Annotated in this window: 10 protein-coding genes; 4 read left to right on the forward strand and 6 right to left on the reverse strand. The window is 71.4% G+C overall.

All coding sequences use genetic code 11. From position 1 onward, the window contains the following. Positions 1-16: 16 nt before the first annotated feature. The 4 genes from OF819_RS26125 to eccE form a co-directional block, all read right to left on the reverse strand. Complete coding sequence (locus tag OF819_RS26125; protein ID WP_267246102.1) at positions 17-1,879, reverse strand: ABC transporter substrate-binding protein; 1,863 nt, start codon at positions 1,877-1,879, stop codon at positions 17-19. Between the two features lie 178 nt (positions 1,880-2,057). Beyond that, positions 2,058-5,309: an SCO5717 family growth-regulating ATPase gene (locus OF819_RS26130; RefSeq protein WP_267246103.1), complete on the reverse strand. Its 3,252-nt coding sequence runs from the start codon at positions 5,307-5,309 to the stop codon at positions 2,058-2,060. A gap of 347 nt (positions 5,310-5,656) precedes the next feature. After that, positions 5,657-6,376 carry a hypothetical protein gene (locus tag OF819_RS26135; protein ID WP_267246104.1) on the reverse strand — a complete coding sequence of 240 codons (720 nt, stop codon included), beginning with the start codon at positions 6,374-6,376 and terminating at the stop codon, positions 5,657-5,659. Continuing rightward, complete coding sequence (gene eccE / locus OF819_RS26140) at positions 6,376-7,698, reverse strand: type VII secretion protein EccE (protein WP_267246105.1); 1,323 nt, start codon at positions 7,696-7,698, stop codon at positions 6,376-6,378. Before eccE ends, OF819_RS26135 begins: the two co-directional genes overlap by 1 nt. 219 nt (positions 7,699-7,917) lie before the next feature. On the opposite strand from eccE, the gene eccB reads away from it, so the two are divergent. From eccB to OF819_RS26160, 4 genes are all read left to right on the forward strand, one after another. Beyond that, positions 7,918-9,465 (forward strand): type VII secretion protein EccB, encoded by a 1,548-nt coding sequence (eccB, locus tag OF819_RS26145; RefSeq protein WP_267246106.1) that lies wholly within the window; start codon positions 7,918-7,920, stop codon positions 9,463-9,465. Between the two features lie 12 nt (positions 9,466-9,477). Next, positions 9,478-10,764, forward strand: coding sequence for a type VII secretion-associated serine protease mycosin (mycP, locus tag OF819_RS26150; RefSeq protein WP_267246107.1), 1,287 nt, complete (start codon positions 9,478-9,480; stop codon positions 10,762-10,764). Between the two features lie 147 nt (positions 10,765-10,911). Continuing rightward, a complete protein-coding gene (locus tag OF819_RS26155; RefSeq protein WP_267246108.1) occupies positions 10,912-11,247 on the forward strand; it encodes a WXG100 family type VII secretion target in 336 nt (111 codons plus the stop codon). 40 nt (positions 11,248-11,287) lie between these two features. Continuing rightward, positions 11,288-11,581: a WXG100 family type VII secretion target gene (locus OF819_RS26160; RefSeq protein ID WP_267246109.1), complete on the forward strand. Its 294-nt coding sequence runs from the start codon at positions 11,288-11,290 to the stop codon at positions 11,579-11,581. 94 nt (positions 11,582-11,675) lie between these two features. Here the strand turns inward: OF819_RS26160 and OF819_RS26165 are convergent, their stop codons facing one another. Together OF819_RS26165 and eccCa are read right to left on the reverse strand one after the other, a co-directional pair. After that, positions 11,676-11,921 carry a DUF397 domain-containing protein gene (locus tag OF819_RS26165; RefSeq protein ID WP_267246110.1) on the reverse strand — a complete coding sequence of 82 codons (246 nt, stop codon included), beginning with the start codon at positions 11,919-11,921 and terminating at the stop codon, positions 11,676-11,678. A gap of 65 nt (positions 11,922-11,986) precedes the next feature. Beyond that, positions 11,987-15,952, reverse strand: coding sequence for a type VII secretion protein EccCa (gene eccCa / locus OF819_RS26170; RefSeq protein WP_267246111.1), 3,966 nt, complete (start codon positions 15,950-15,952; stop codon positions 11,987-11,989). Between the last annotated feature and the right edge of the window lie 79 nt (positions 15,953-16,031).

The following is a 16,031-nucleotide window of genomic DNA, read 5'->3' on the forward strand; positions in this document are numbered from 1 at the left end:
TGCTCGGCGTCATCGGCTACTCGCGGTCGTCGGCCGCGGCGCGGCGGCGCCGCGCGATGTACACCCCGGCCCCGGCGGCGACCAGGGCGGCTGCCGCCGCACCGAGGATCACCCCCGCCGCGGAGCCGTCGTCCGAGGCGTCCGCTGAGACCGGCGCACCGGACGCGGGCGCCGCGGACCACCAGCTCCAGTAGCCGTCCTGGCCCCAGAGGTTGCCGGCGGCCGCGGGCATCGTGGTGATCGACTCGATGTGGTCGGTGCGGTAGGCCTCGACGGCGTTCGGATAGGCGAGGATGTTCATCAGGCCCGTGTCGTACAGCCTGGACTGCATCTGCTTCACCAGCTCGGCCCGTTCGGCGGGGTCGTATTCGACGGCCTGCCGCGCATACAGCTCGTCATAGCGCTTGTCGCAGATGAAGTTGTCGGTCGACCCGGTGTCCTTGGGGGTGGCGGGGAGCGCGTCGCAGGTGTGGATCGCGAGTACGAAGTCCGGGTCCGGGTTGACGGACCAGCCGTCGAAGGCCAGGTCGTAGTCGCCCCTGAGCCAGGGGTCGGAGACATTGTCGAGGCATTCGACCGTGAGCCCGATGCCCAGCTTGCCCCACCACTCCTGGAAGTACTTGGCGACCGCCTTGTCGTTGGGGTCGGTGGCATGGCACAGGATGCGGAAGTCGAGCGGGCGGCCGTCGCCGCCGACGCGTTTGCCCTCGGCGTTCTTGCGGTAGCCGGCGCCGTCGAGGAGACGGGCGGCCTCGGCCGGGTCGTACGCGATCTCCTGGCTCGACGACGGCTTCCAGAAGTACGAGGAGAAACGTGGCGGAATATAGCCGTCGCCCTTCACGGCGTGCCCCTGGAAGACCTTGTCGACGATGGCCGTGCGGTCGACGGCGTGGAAGAGCGCCTTGCGCACGGCGGGATCGAGCAGCGCCGGGTGGCCGTTGCCGAACCGTGTGCCGTCTTTCGCTCGCGCCCCGGGGTTGACGGCGAGCGCGTAGAAGCGGCGGCCCGGCGCGTCGTTCACCGCGATGTCGTCCTCCCGCTCCAGGGCGTCGGCCTGGGCCGGGGTGAGTCCCTGGACGAACGACACCTCGCCCTTGCGCAGGGCGGCCACCGCCGCGTCGCCGTCCTTGTAGTACTTCAGCAGCAGCTCGTCGAAGCGCGGCGCGCCCCGCCAGAAGGTCTTGTTCGGCTTGAGCCTGACGTACTGGTCGACCTTGAAGTCCGTGATGACGAAGGGGCCGTTGCCGACGATCGGAAACCGTTTGTCGTTGTTGAAGGACGAGAAGTCGGTGACGTCCTTCCAGATGTGCCGGGGCACGATGGGGACGTCGAGCGCCGTCATCGTGGCCTGCGGCTTCTTCAGCTCGATGACCAGCGTATGGGGGTCGGGCGCGGTGACCCGCTTGAAGTTGGCGGTGAAGCTGCCGTTGGCGGTGGCCGCGTCCTCGTTCTCCATCATCGTGTTGAACGTCCACGCGGCGTCCTCGGCGGTGACCGGTTGGCCGTCCGACCAGGTGGAGTCCTTGCGGATGGTGTACGTCCAGGTCAGCTTGTCCGCGGAAGGCTTCCAGGCGGTGGCCAGACCGGGGATGGCGCGGGCGTCCTCGGCGTCGTAGTTGGTGAGGAACTCATATGTGAGCCGGTGGATGCTGGTGCTCACCAGCCGCTGGGCCAGGAACGGGCTCAGGGAGTCCACACTCTGCGAGACGGCGACCGTCAGCACCGTGTGCCCGTCGCGCTTGCCGTCATCCGTGCCGTCGGCGGCGGCCGTGGCCGCGGCCGTGGCCTGAGGGGCGAGGGCCGAAGCCGTCAGCATCGCGCAGGCGAGGAGCAGCCGGGTACGGCGGCGGGTGGTGCGGTGCGGAGTCTTGACGGCCATGGCAGGCGACCTCACGTCCTCGCTCGCGTGTGCTGGTGAAGCGCAGGTCTATCAGCGGTGTCGCACTGCGTCAACGATGCATTACAGCCTGTGTGGAGCTCGTGTGTGCGCCGCGGCGTACGACGACGGCCCGCACCGGGTGTCGGTGCGAGCCGTCGTGGGCCGGGAGATGCCAGCGCTACTGCTGTTGCTGTGGGGGCGGCGGCGGGGTCTGCGGCTGCTGCTGCCAGTCCGCGGGAGGGGCCTGGAGCGGTGCGTCGGGCTGCCCGGGGGCCTGCTGTCCGGGGGCCGGTTGTCCCGGCGCCGGAGGCTGTGCGGGCTGGGCGGGCTGCTGGGGCGGGTAGGGCTGTCCGGGTGTGGGCTGGGGCGGCTGCCCCGGCATGGCCTGGCCTGGCTGGCCCTGCGCGGGCGGCTGCTGCTGCCAGCCCTGCGGCGGATACGGCTGCTGCTGCGGCTGTCCCCCGTACGGCGGCTGGCCCGGCTGGCCCGGCTGGCCGGGGGCTGGGGGCTGGGCGGGCTGTGCGGGCTGCTGGGGCGGGTAGGGCTGCCCCGGCATGGCCTGACCGGGCTGTCCCGGCTGGCCCTGCCACGGGGGCTGTCCCGGCGTCTGACCCGGTCCCGGATGGCCGGGCATCGGCGGGGCGGCCTGGGGCGGCGGATTGCCGTTCGCGGTCCACAGCCCCTGCTGCTGCTGAGCGCGGACGAAGTCCTCGGCGATCAGGGCCGCGAGGTTGAAGTACGCCTCACGGGTCTTCGGCCGCATCATGTCCAGGTCGACCTCGGCGCCCGCCGCGAGATGCTCGTCGAACGGCACCACGACCACACCGCGGCAACGGGTCTGGAAGTGCTGCACGATGTCCTCGACCTTGATCATCTTGCCGGTCTCGCGGACTCCGGAGATCACCGTGACCGACCGCTGCACCAAGTCCGCGTAGCCGTGGGCGGACAGCCAGTCCAGCGTGGTCGACGCACTGCTCGCGCCGTCCACCGAGGGGGTCGAAATGATGATCAGCTGATCCGCCAGATCCAGCACTCCGCGCATCGCGCTGTAGAGCAGTCCGGTGCCGGAGTCGGTCAGGATGACCGGGTACTGCCTGCCCAGGACGTCGATCGCCCGGCGGTAGTCCTCGTCGTTGAACGTCGTCGAGACGGCCGGGTCCACGTCGTTGGCCAGGATCTCCAGACCGGAGGGCGCCTGCGAGGTGAAGCGGCGGATGTCCATGTACGAGTTGAGGTACGGGATCGCCTGCACCAGGTCGCGGATGGTCGCCCCGGTCTCCCGCCGCACCCGGCGGCCGAGCGTGCCGGCGTCCGGGTTCGCGTCGATCGCCAGGATCTTGTCCTGCCGCTCGGTGGCCAGCGTCGCGCCGAGCGCGGTCGTCGTCGTGGTCTTGCCGACGCCGCCCTTGAGGCTGATGACCGCTATCCGGTAGCAGGACAGCACCGGGGTGCGGATCAGCTCCAGCTTGCGCTGCCGCTCCGCCTCCTCCTTCCGCGCGCCGAACTTGAAACGCGACGACGCGGCGGGATTGCGGCTGCTCTTGGCCTTCTGCTTGGCGTTGCGCAGCAGACGGTCGGAGGAGAGCTCGACCGCGGCCGTGTAGCCGAGCGGCGCGCCCGGCACGGAGCGCTCCCGCTGGTCGTGGGTCACGGCCGTCGGCCAGGCCCCGCTGGTCCTCGGGTCGGCGGACGGCTGGCCGGGGTGCTGTCCGTACTGGCCCGGCTGTCCCGGCTGCGGGAATCCGTATCCGCCCTGCTGCGGCTGAGGGCCGGGCTGCGGTGCGGCGGCGGGCGGCAGCGGCGCTCCCGGCGCCCCGGACGCTCCGGGCTGTCCCGGCTGCGGAAACCCGTACCCGCCCGGCTGGCCGGGCTGGGGGAAGCCGTAACCGCCCTGCTGGGCCTGTGGGTCGGGCTCCGGCACGGCTGGGGGCGGCAGCGGCGTCCCCTGCGCTCCCGGCTGTCCCGGCTGTCCCGGCTGGGCGGGCTGTGGGAATCCGTATCCGCCCTGCTGCGGCTGAGGGCCGGGCTGCGGTGCGGCGGCGGGCGGCAGCGGCGCTCCCGGCGCCCCGGACGCTCCGGGCTGTCCCGGCTGCGGGAAGCCATAGCCGCCGCCCTGCGGCACAGCCCCGGCAGGGGGCTGAGCGGGCCAGGCAGGGGCGGCCGCAACCCCGCCCTGCTGCGGCTGCTGCACCGCCTGGGCCGGCCACTGCGGTGCGGCGGCGGCGGCCGGCTGGTACGCGGGCCCTTGCGGCGGCGCTCCCGCACCGCCGTCCTGCTGCGCCTGCGCCAGCGGGGCCCACTGCTGTGCAGCCTGCGGGGCCGGTTGCCGCGCGGGCTCGCCGGGCTGCGCCTCCGGGGACTGCGGCTCGTCCGCCGCCTCGGGCCCTTGATTCGCGGCGGCCTCCTCGGCGGTGTCCGACGGCTCTTCGGCCAGGCCGCCGGGCTGCTCGCCCTCGCCCTTGCCTTCGTCCGCGCCGCTCGTTTCTCCGGTGACGTCTGCGGAAGCGCCGCCGGTCCCCGCGCCGGACTCCGCGGCCGTCGGCGCGTCACTCTGCCCGGTCCGTACGTCGGCCGTGGCCTTCCCGCCCTCGACTTCGCTCGCGTCCGCGTCCGCGTCCGTGCTCTGAGCATCCGGAGCAGCCGCGTCCACCGCAGGAGTGGCTCCCGGACCGTCGCCGGCCTGCTCGCCCTGCGTCCGCTCGTTCTGCGGGCCCTCGCCGGGCCCGGACGCGTCCGCGCCGTTCCGGGCGGCTTCCTCCGCCGCCTTCTTCGCGGCGTCCCGCTCCGCGAACTCACGCTTCAGCGCGGCGGGGGAGAAACGCATCGTCATCCCGCTCTCCACATCGCCGCCCCCGAACGGCTCCGCGGCGGCCTCCGGCACGGGCTGCGGCTGCTGCCCATGCGGCGGCACCGGCTCGCGCTGGGGCGTCTGAGGCGCATGAGGCCCCTGAGGGGCCTGCGGAATCTGCTGCTGCGGAGGCTGCGGAGGCTGCGGTGGCGTCTGCTGCGGGAACTGGCCCTGCGGGGGCTGGCCGTGAGGGGGCTGGCCGTGCGGGTTCTGCGCCTGCGCGGGCTGACCGTACGGAGGCTGAGCGTGAGGGGCTTGGCCCTGCGGGGCCTGTATCTGCGGGGGCTGTGCCTCCGGGGGCGTCTGCCCCTGCGGCGTCGGCGGCGTCGGCGCCCAGTTGGGCTCGAAGCCGCTCCCCGCGGGCAGCCCCGGCACCGCCACCGGCGCCCCGTGCGGCGGCGGAGGCGTCGCCCCTGTGCCGCCCGCTCCACCCGAGCCTTCCCCCGACGCGTTCTGCGTGTACCAGGCGGGCGGGGTGTAGTCGATGGTGAACTCACCCGTCAGCTCGGCGGGATCCGCGTCGGACTGATCGTCCACGGGCACGTTCCAGCCCCCGCGGGTCTCGTCCCGATCGCCGTTCACTTTGCCTCCTGGTGTGGTCGAGCACCCTTGTGCCGCGTGATTGGGTGGGGGCGAACGGCAAAATGTCGCATCCGCCCGGCTCTCCCCGCTTGCAACACGGCAGAACCGCTCACGGGTTCGATCCCGCCCCGGTCTATCTGCCGCGCCCGGACCCACCCTAATCGCCGACGCGCGCGCTCCGTCAGGCCCGCCGCAACTCCTCCACTGTCCCGTGCGTCACGCCGCGCGCAACCGTCCGCCCCCGAGTGACCCACCCTCGGCAGAGCGTGAGGAGACCGTCCGGCACCCGGTGCGACTGACGGCCGACGACTGACGGCCCGCGATTGACGGCTTACAGCTGACGGCGGTCAGTCCATCCGGCGCGCGCTGCCCAGCAGTCCGGTCTCGGCGTCCGTCGCCTGAGTCATCACAAAGCGGCGGTCCTTCGCCGTGCACCACAGAGTGACGCCGTCGGCCAGGGTGGACAGCGCCTCGATCTCCGGCCGCGGCAGATGCATGATGCGTCCGATCTGCATCGCCTCATCCGGTGAGACCCGCTGAATGCCGACAAGCGCCGACTTCGCCATCAGCCGCGGCGCGACCGGACTGAGATACGGCAGCAGCGTCACCACCGACTGCCAGGGGGCCGAGACCACCCGGCCGCGCGGCGGCCGCATCCCGCAGTCGCGCACCACCACCACGGGGCTGCCCGCGGACGGCCCCTGTGGCGGCACCCGGCCCACATCGTGCAGCGATATGCACTGCTGCCCGCCGCCGGCCGCCTGTGCCAGCGTGGTCCAGGCGGGACCGCGGCCGGTCTCCACGGTGACTCGTGCGCCGGTCGCCGCCGCGCGCAGCGCCAGCACCTGCGCCGTCCACAGTCCGCCGATCAGCGTGACCTCGTATGCGGTGGGCCGGTTGATGCCGAGCACCGACGGCCTGCCCTCGGCGTCGACGCCGATGACCACGCCGTCGTCGCCGACCGGCAGCGCCAGCGAGTCCAGTTGGTCGACGGGCAGCGTATGCCGCTCGCGGCGGGGGCCGATCAGGCCGAAGCCGATGCGCGGCCTGGCGGTGGGCACAGACATCAGCGGGCTCCCCCGAGCGGCAGAGTGGCGAGCATTCCGGGCAGCTGCTCACGGTCGAGCCGCACCAGGCCGGTCTTGACGCCCCGTGCGGTGCGCTCCAGCTCATGGCGGGCCGCGACCAGCTCCTCGTCGCTGCGCCCGGTGATCCGTATATGACCGGTGACGGTCACACCCTGCCGGTCGCCGCTCCCGAGGGTGAGGCTGAACGTGGTGGCCAGCGCGGGCAGCGAGGTGAGCAGCGCGACGAGCTGCGGCATCGACGCACCGCCGCCGCCCAGCTGCGGCCAGCGGCCCACCCAGTAGGTGGTGTGCCGGCGGTCGTCGACACGCCAGGTGCGGGAGGTCTCCTGGGTGCGCCGCGAGGGCGTTTCGGCGCGGCCCGCCTGGGCGATTGCCAGCGGGCTGGCACAGGACGAGGTGGCCATCGCCGACGTCAGCTCCTCCTCGGTCAGCACCGTCGCCCGGAACCCGGCCCCGGTGAGCCTGCTCGCAAGCTGGTCCGCGGCCCGCACCAGGCACTTCTGCGCGCCTTCGAGGCCGCCGCCGCGCGCCTGCACCGCCTCCGGGCACAGCTCGGGGTCCAGCTTGAGCGCGACCCAGGTGATGCGCAGGGCGGGCGCGCCCGTCTGGGCCTGCAGCGGAACGTAGTTGCGCGCGGCCACCGACTGCTGTGGCAGATGCGGAGCGGGCGCGGGCTGGGTGTGCTGCACGATCTGGGCGGACTCCAGCCGGATGCCGTCGACCTCCAGCACATCCCGTATCAGCGTCAGCGGCAGCGGCCGGGCGGCCCGGTCCTGCCGAAGCGCGGGCCCGTCTGCGGACTCGACCTGGAGCACGGCCGTCAGAAAGGTGCCGTCGCCGATCATCCCGACCGGCCGCCGGTCGCGGTCGCTGTAGGTGTACGTCCGCAGGGCCGGGTCGCACTCGACGATTGGGGCCAGCCCCGGCTCCGTACCCGGCGGGGGCACAAAGGAGGCGGCCTTGCGCCGGCGGGCGCGCAGGGCGAGAACCGTCGCGAGCCACTCCGGCAGCGAGCGGCGGTGCCTGCGCACCACGGCCAGCAGCACCAGCACCGCGGCCGCCGCGCCCGCGGGGACCAGCATCAGCGGGTCCAGCACCCAGGCCGTCAGCAGCAGCGCGGCGGCGACCTCGACCAGTACGAGCTGTTGCAGTCGGAACGATCCGAAGTGTCCGGGGCGTCCATGGAGCCGCGGCACGGCCGGCACCGGCCCCTGGGGCGGGGTCTGCGCGGGCGGCCGCGCGGACGGGCGCCCGCGGGCGCCGCGAGGCGCGGGACGCGTCCGCGTCGCGGATGCCGTCATCACGCCACCCCCCGGTTCATAAGGCCCCACTTCATCCCGATCACCCCTGTCCGCCCCCGTCGGGCAAGGCTCTTGGCGGCTGGATCACCCTACCCGCCCCATGAGCGCCGTCGATCAACAGGCATAGTAGGGGGCCGGTCCGACAATCAGGGCCCGGGGGACCGCGCTCATCACAGGGCCCCCACGGGGAGACAGCGCCTTTTTCATCAATGGGGACTCATGGCATCACGGCGGGATGAGCTCAACGCGTACACCTTTGCGAAGAAGCGCACGGTGGCGGCATTCCTCCAGCCGTCGCCCACGGGAACCGAGGAGGGCGCGCCGCGCCCCCTGCGGGCTGTGGTCCCCGGTCTGATCGTGGGCGCGCTGGTCCTGGCGGGCTTCGGCGCGTTCGGCATGTTCAAGCCCAAGGCCCCGAAGGACTGGGCGCAGCCCGGCGCCAAGGTCATCGTCGGCAAGGACTCCACCACCCGCTATGTCGTCCTGACCACCGGCAAGGGCAAGGACAAGAAGACCCTGCTGCACCCGGTGCTGAACCTCGCCTCGGCCCGGCTGCTGCTCAATCCGCAGGAGTTCGGCGTCATCCAGGTCAGCGACGACATCCTGGACGCGGGCAAGCCGCCGCGCGGCCCGATCCTCGGCATTCCGTACGCGCCCGACCGGCTGCCCGCCGCCAAGGAGGCGGACAAGGACAAGCGGTGGGCGGTGTGCGAGCAGCCGGGCGGCGGCAGGAGCAGGTCCGTGCAGAAGGCCGCGTTCGTCTTCGGGGACCGCGATCTGAAGCTGACCGAGGGCAAGAACCGCCTCACCGGCGGCGAAGTCCTCTATGTCCAGGGCCAGAAGGGTTCGCCGCGCTATCTGGTCGACGCCTCCGGCACCAAATATCTCGTACGGGGCACCGAGGCGGACGCCGAGGTGCTCACCCGCACCCTGGTCGGCGAGCGCAAGGAGCCGCAGCAGGTCACCGACGACTGGCTGGCCACGCTGCACGAGGGCAGCCCCGTCGACTTCCCGCGGATTCCCGGCCCGGTCGGCGAGAGCGCGGGCGCGGGCGGGGGCCTGACCGGGACGCAGGACCGGGTCGGCATGGTGCTCAAGGCCCCGACCGGCACCGGGCCTCAGCATTATGTCGTGCTGCCGGGCAAGGTGCAGCCCGTCTCGGACTTCACCGCCTGGCTGCTCATCAACTCGCCGCAGACCGCGGGTCTCGACATGGCGGGCGAGGCGGCCGCCGTCGACGCGGCCTCTTTCACCCCCGACACCGAGGTCTTCGGCGAGGGGCTGCGCTGGCCCGAGCTGAAGGCCAAGCAGGTCAACTCCGCGGACGGTGAGCGGGACACCGTCTGCAGCGTGCTGCGGAAGGTCGACGGCAAGGGCCGTACGACCCTGTCCACCTGGGCCGGCTCCAGCTACCCCGCAGAGATCACCGCGGGCGGCACCAGCACCTATGTCACCCCCGGCTCCGGCCTGCTCTACACCCAGGTCCAGGGCAAGCAGACCAAGCCGGACGGCTCCCTCTTCCTGGTCACGGACACCGGTCTGCGGTACGCGGTGCAGGCCAACGGCGACAGCAGCATGGAGCGTTCCGACATCGGGGCCGGCGGTCGGGAGCAGCCGTCGGACGGCCGTCCGGAGCCCAGCCAGGCGCAGGTGCGGCTCGGCTATGAGAACGTCACCCCGGCGCTGGTGCCGATCGTGTGGTCGGAGTTCCTGTCCAAGGGGCCGCGGCTGGACACCAACAGCGCACGTCAGCCGCAGGGCTCGTAAAAAGGGGGAACCGTGCCCGCACCATCTCGCAAGGCCGCGCTGCTGGCCGCCGCGACGGCGCTCTGCGGCGGCGGCCTGGGCGCCGCGCCGCCCGCCTTCGCCGTCGCGCCGCCCGCCGTCGCGCCGCCCGCCGTCGCCGTCGGGGCCGCCCCGGCCGGGCTCGACGGCAGCGGCGAATGCACCTTCCCCATGAGGAAGCAGATCGAGGGCATCCCCTGGCCGCTTCAGCGGGTGCTGCTCGATGAGCTCTGGCAGGACACCAAGGGCAAGGGCATACGCGTCGCCGTTGTCGACACCGGCGTCGACAACGACAATCCGCAGCTCAAGGCGGCCGTCGACGCCTCCGCGGGCAAGGATCTGCTCAAGCCAGACAAGGAAGCCGGGAGCGACGACAAGCGGGGCAAGACCGACGGCACCGTCGACGAGGTCGGCCACGGGACCAAAGTCGCGGGCATCATCGCCGCCCGCCCCCGCAAGGGAACCGGCTTCGTGGGACTGGCGCCCGAGGCGACGATCATCCCGATCCGCCAGAACGACGAGAAGAACAGCGGCAACGACCGGACGATGGCGGTCGCGATCGACCATGCGATCGCCAAGGGCGCCCATGTGATCAATATCTCCCAGGACACCACCAAGCCGCTGACCACACAGTCGCCGCTCGGCAAGGCCGTCCAGCGGGCCCTGGACAAGGAGATCGTGGTCGTCGCCTCCGCGGGCAACGACGGCCTGGACGGCAAGGTCAAGAACACCTATCCGGCCGCCTTCCCCGGCGTCCTCGCCGTCGCCTCCTCCGACCGCAACAACGAACGCGCCGCGTTCTCCCAGGCGGGGGAGTTCGTGGGCGTCGCAGCCCCGGGCGTGGACGTCGTCTCCACCGTCCCCGGCAACGGCCAGTGCATCGACAACGGCACCAGCTTCTCCGCCCCGTATGTCGCCGGGGTCGCGGCCCTGCTGAAGGCCAAGTTCCCCCAGTGGAAGGCGCATCAGATCGTCGCTCAGATCGAGCAGACCGCGGAGCGCACCATCAACGGCCGTGACGACTACGTCGGCTGGGGCGTCGTCGACCCGGTCCGCGCCCTCGAAGCGGACGCCGACCGTCCGCCTGAGGCCCCGCACGCCGACCCCGGCCCGCCCAAGCCGCCCGCGCCCGAACCGGCCCATCTGGCCATGACGGAGACTCCGCAGGAACGCAGGGAGCGCTATGCAACCTATGCGCTGGGCATCGGCGTCGTACTGGTGGCGGTGATCTCCGGGACGGCGGTCGTCATCCGGGACACTCGGCGCAGAAGGGCCCACTGAGCCAAGCCCCCTTGAGGGGCTTTGCAGTTGGAACACCAGTTTCCAACTGACTAGAGTGACCGCCGGACACCAGTTGCACTGGTCCGGCACGGGGGCGGCATCCATTCGGCTTCCGTCACAGTCACTGTCGCAGGAAGAAGGGGAAAGATGTCGGACGAAAATCTCAAGGTAACCAGTTCTGAGATCACAGAGCTGGCGCGCAAGATCAATGCCTTCCAGGCGGAGCTCAATGCGCGCATCACGTCGCTGAACGGTGTCGTCGACCGCATCCAGGCGGGCTGGAAGGGCGCGGCCAGCCAGGCGTACGACGTCGTGCAGAGCGACCTGAACAAGCAGCTGCGCAATGTTCAGCGAGACCTGGACAACCTGGAGAACCTGGTCAAGATGAGCGCCGACGGCTTCGACGCCCAGGAGATCGAGCGCATCAAGTCCTTCCAGGGCATGGAGCGGACCCAGGGCAGCAGCGCCATCCTCAGCCTCTGATCCGGTTGCCTTCGCTGAACTTCGTCACTAGGAGCACATCATGACCACTGCCGTCAATTACGACACCGTGACCCAGGCGGCCAGGGACGTCCGCGGCACCGCCTCGCACCTGAACGAGCAGCTGCGCATCCTCATGGGGCAGGTCGCCAACGTCGCCCAGGGCTGGACCGGTGAGACCCGGGAGGCGTACGTCACCATCCAGGGCAACGTCGGCAAGGACATGGACGGTCTCAACCAGGACCTGGCCAAGATCGCCGCCCTGTTGGACCAGTCCGTCATCGGCTACCAGGACACGGACAAGGGCAACGCCGCCCGTTTCCGCATGATGCACTGAGACGCCCTGAGCCGTACCGGCTCACGCACGAAGGGGGGTTGCCCGCGCTCGCGGGCAACCCCCCTTTGCCGTATCGGCCGGGCCGGCCGGCGGTCTACTGGAGGTCGAACTCGCCGTCCCGCGCCCCGAGGACGAACGCCCGCCACTCCGCCTCCGTGTACCGCAGCACCGTGTCGGGGTCCAGCGAAGAACGCATGGCGACGGCCCCGCCGGGCAGGTGGGCGATCTCCACCCGCTCCTCGTCCTCACTCGTCCCCGGAGCGCTCAGCCACTCGACGCCGGAGATGTCGAGCGCGTACAGCTCATCCTTCTGGCGTTCCTTCTCACTTGCGTCAGCCATTGGCGCGGTCCCCTCCCGAGGGTGCGGCGAACGAGTTGCAGTGTCACCCTACTCCGGCGCGGCGACTATCCGTGCTGGTCCGGCAACAGGCCCAGCTGCACCAGCGGCGTGCCGCGTCGGCGCGAGACGAACGTGCCACGGCCCTGCGGCATCGGACGCGCCCGCACATTGCCGAGGATGTCGCCCTCCGCGGGATCGCCCGACATGATCACGCCCTGGGCGCCCAGCTCCTTCATACGCTGCATGACCGGCTCGTACATGGCTCGCGAAGCCCCGGCCGAATTACGGGCGATGATGAAGCGGATGCCCACGTCCCGCGCGAACGGCAGATGTTCCACCAGCACCGAGAGCGGATTGCCGGAGTTGGTCGTCACCAGCTCATAGTCATCGATGATCACAAAGAGCTGCGGCCCGGTCCACCAACTGCGGTCCCGCAGCTGCTGCGGAGTGATGTCCGGCTGCGGCGCCCGCTTCTCCATCAGCGAGCTGATCGCGTTCATATGGACTTCCATGGACGACGCCATCGGCGCGTACTCCAGCAGATGGGACGACGGCACCGCCTCCAGCATCGTGCGCCGGTAGTCGCCGACCATGATGCGCGCCTCTTCGGGGGTGTACCGCTCGCAGATCTGCTTGCCGAGCAGCCGCAGCAGATTCGTCTTGCCCGACTCGCTCTCACCGAAGACCAGGAAGAACGGGTCCGTCTCGAAGTCGACGAACACCGGCTCCAGGTTGGTCTCGTCGATGCCGATGGCCACGCCGTGCTGCGGGTACTCGAAGCCCTTCGGCAGCCGGTCCGCTTCCAGCTTGCGCGGCAGCAGCCGGATCGGCGGGGCCGGCGGGCCCGCCCAGGCGCTCTTGACGGCCTCGACGAAGGCCGCTGAGCCGTCCGCGAGGTCCATGGCCGAGCTGCTTCCGTCGATCCGCGGCAGCGCGCTCATGAAGTGCAGCTTCTCCGGAACCTGGCCGCGCCCCGGCACGCCCGCCGGAACGTTGGCCGCGACCTTGCGGTCGAACTCGGAGTCCATCACATCACCGAGCCGCAGCTCCAGACGCCCCAGCATCTGGTCCTTGAGCGCCGCCCGCACCTCCATATAGCGCGCCGCGGTGATCACCACATGGACGCCATAGCCGAGACCGCGGGCCGCGATGTCCGCGACGATGCCGTCCAGACCCTCGTAGTCGTTCTTGAACGGGCCCCAGCCGTCGATGACCAGGAAGACATCGCCCCATGCCTCACCGGGCAGCTCACCCGCCGCCCGCTTGCGCCGGTAGGTGGCGATGGAGTCGATGCCCTGGGCGCGGAAGAACTCCTCGCGCCTGTTGAGCACGCCCAGCACCTCGGCGACCGCGCGGCGCACCCGCTCCGGGTCCAGCCGGGAGGCGACCCCGCCCACATGCGGCAGGTCCGCCAGCGACGAAAGACCGCCGCCGCCGAAGTCCAGCGCATAGAACTGCACCTCGGACGGCGTGTGGGTGAGCGCGAACGACGAGATCAGCGTCCGCATCAGCGTCGACTTCCCGGACTGCGGACCGCCGACTGCCATCATGTGGCCCGCCGCACCCGAGAAGTCCCGGTACAGCACCTCACGCCGCTGCTCGAATGGCTTGTCGATCAGTCCGAGCGGCACCGTGAGACCTCCCGGCCGCGTGTACTCCGTCGCCGTGAGCCCCCGGTCCTGCGTCGGGGCGAGCCCCGGCAGCAGCTGGTCCAGCGAGGGCGCCGTGTCCAGCGGCGGCAGCCACACCTGGTGCGCGGGCACGCCCTGGCCCTCCAGCCGGCGCACGATCACATCGAGCACCGTGTCCGCCAGCGCGTCGTCCTCCTCGTCCGCCGCCGACCGGGACGCGGCCGCCGCCGGATCGGGCGCCGCGTACACCACCGGCACCGGGGCCGCCGTGAACAGCACCGGCCGCCGCTCCACCGGAAACTGGCCCACCGGCAGCTCGGGACCGCCCGTGCGGTACGTCCCCGACACATACGCCGCCTTGAAGCGGGTCATCTCCTCCGTGCCGAACTTCAGATAGCCCGAACCGGGCACCGACGGCAGATGGTAGGCGTCGGGCACGCCGATCGCCGCCCGCGACTCGGCCGCCGAGAACGTCCGCAGACCGATCCGGTACGACAGATAGGTGTCCAGACCGCGCAGCTTGCCCTCCTCCAGACGCTGCGAGGCCAGCAGCAGATGCACGCCCAGCGACCGGCCGATACGGCCGATCTGGATGAACATGTCGATGAAGTCCGGCTTGGCCGTGAGCAGCTCGGAGAACTCGTCGAGCACCAGCACCAGCGACGCCAGCGGCTCCAGCGGAGCGCCAGCCGCCCGCGCCTTCTCGTAGTCGTGGATGTTCGCGTAGTTGCCGGACTTGTGCAGCAGCTCCTGACGGCGCTGCAGCTCGCCGCGGATCGCGTCGCCCATGCGGTCGACCAGCGTCAGATCGTCGGACAGATTGGTGATGACCGCCGCCACATGCGGCATCTGCGACATGCCCGCGAACGTCGCGCCGCCCTTGAAGTCCGCGAGGACGAAATTCAGCGTCTCCGAGGAGTGCGTGACCGCGAGCCCCAGCACCAGGGTGCGCAGCAGCTCGGACTTGCCGGAACCGGTCGCGCCCACACACAGCCCGTGCGGGCCCATGCCCTCCTGCGCGGCCTCCTTCAGATCCAGCATCACCGGCTGGCCGTCCTCGCCCACGCCGATCGGCACCCGCAGCCGCTCCGCGGTCGACCGCGGCCGCCAGGTGCGCGCCACATCGATGCCCGCCGCGTCCCCCAGGTTCAGCAGATCCGTGAAGTCCAGGTTCGCCAGCAGCGGTTCGTCGTCGTCGCCCCCGCCCATCCGCAGCGGCGCCAGCTGACGCCCGAGCGCCTCGGCCGCCGGCAGCGACATGGCGTCCGGCACACCCTCGTACGCCACCCCCGCGCCCGACTCCAGCCGCAGCCGCCCCGGACGCACCACGACCGACAGACCGCCGCGCGGCTCCTCCAGCTCGCCCGGGACCACCTCGACGATGGTGACGCCCTGCAGCCCCTCGGCCGCCGCGAACAGCGAGTCAGGCGGCACCATCCCGCCGTCCAGCACCACGATCACATGCGGCTGGTCCAGCACCGGCGAGCCATCACGGCTGAAGCGCGGACGTCCGTCCAGCTTGCTGTGCATCAACTGCTCCAGCTCGCCCAGGTCATCCCCGAACAGCCGCTTCGTGCCCGCGCCGTCCAGCTGGCCCGGCACCTGCGTATGCGGCAGCCACTTCGTCCAGTCCCAGCGCTCCTGGGCGCTCCGCGACGCCACCACCGCGACCACCAGATCCTCGGGGGAGTGCAGCGTCACCAGCTGCGCGACCATGGCACGCGCCGTGGACTGCGCGGACTCCGGCTCCCCGGAGACCGTCACGTGGTAGAAGGCGCGCAGCGACACCGCCATCGGCAGCCCGTCCAGCGAGCCGTGCACCGCGAGGAACCGCTGCATCGCACCGGCCGCCAGCGGCTCCAGCTCATCCACCGGAGCGGTGTCCGGCGCTATCAGCGGCGTCGCCAGCTGCTGCGCCCCCAGACCGATGCGCACCTGTGCGAAGTCGTCGTCCCCCACGCGCCGTTCCCACAGCCGCGACCCCTCGGCCACCACCGACCACAGCTGCTCGGGAGAGGGGTGCAGATACAGCTGCGCATCGCGCTGCCTGCGCGCCGTCTTGCGCACCGTACGCCGCGTCTGCGCCAGGTATTTGAGATAGTCGCGCCGCACATCGGCCATTTGCCCCTGCGTACCGCGGCGGTAGCGGACCACCTGGGCCACGATCATCGCGACCGTCGAGACCAGCATCAGCACACCCATGATGCGCATGAAGGGAGGGGCCTGCGGCGAGAAGAAGAAGACCACCGACGAGCCCATGCCGAGCACCGGCAGGACCTGCATCAGCATGCCCTCCTGCTGGCCACGCGGCAGCTCGGGAGGAGCCTGAAGGGTCAGCTCGTCCGTGGGCACTTCAGGCGGCAGCGCCCTGGGCGGGCGTTTCACGACGATCTGGCTCACCGGAGCATCAATCCCTCAGTACGGCAGAAGGCGGTCCGGCAGTGCTGCGCCGACGCCCCCGCGACGTCTTCTGCTGGCG

This window comes from Streptomyces sp. PR69 (genome assembly GCF_026420845.1).
GTDB lineage: Bacteria > Actinomycetota > Actinomycetes > Streptomycetales > Streptomycetaceae > Streptomyces.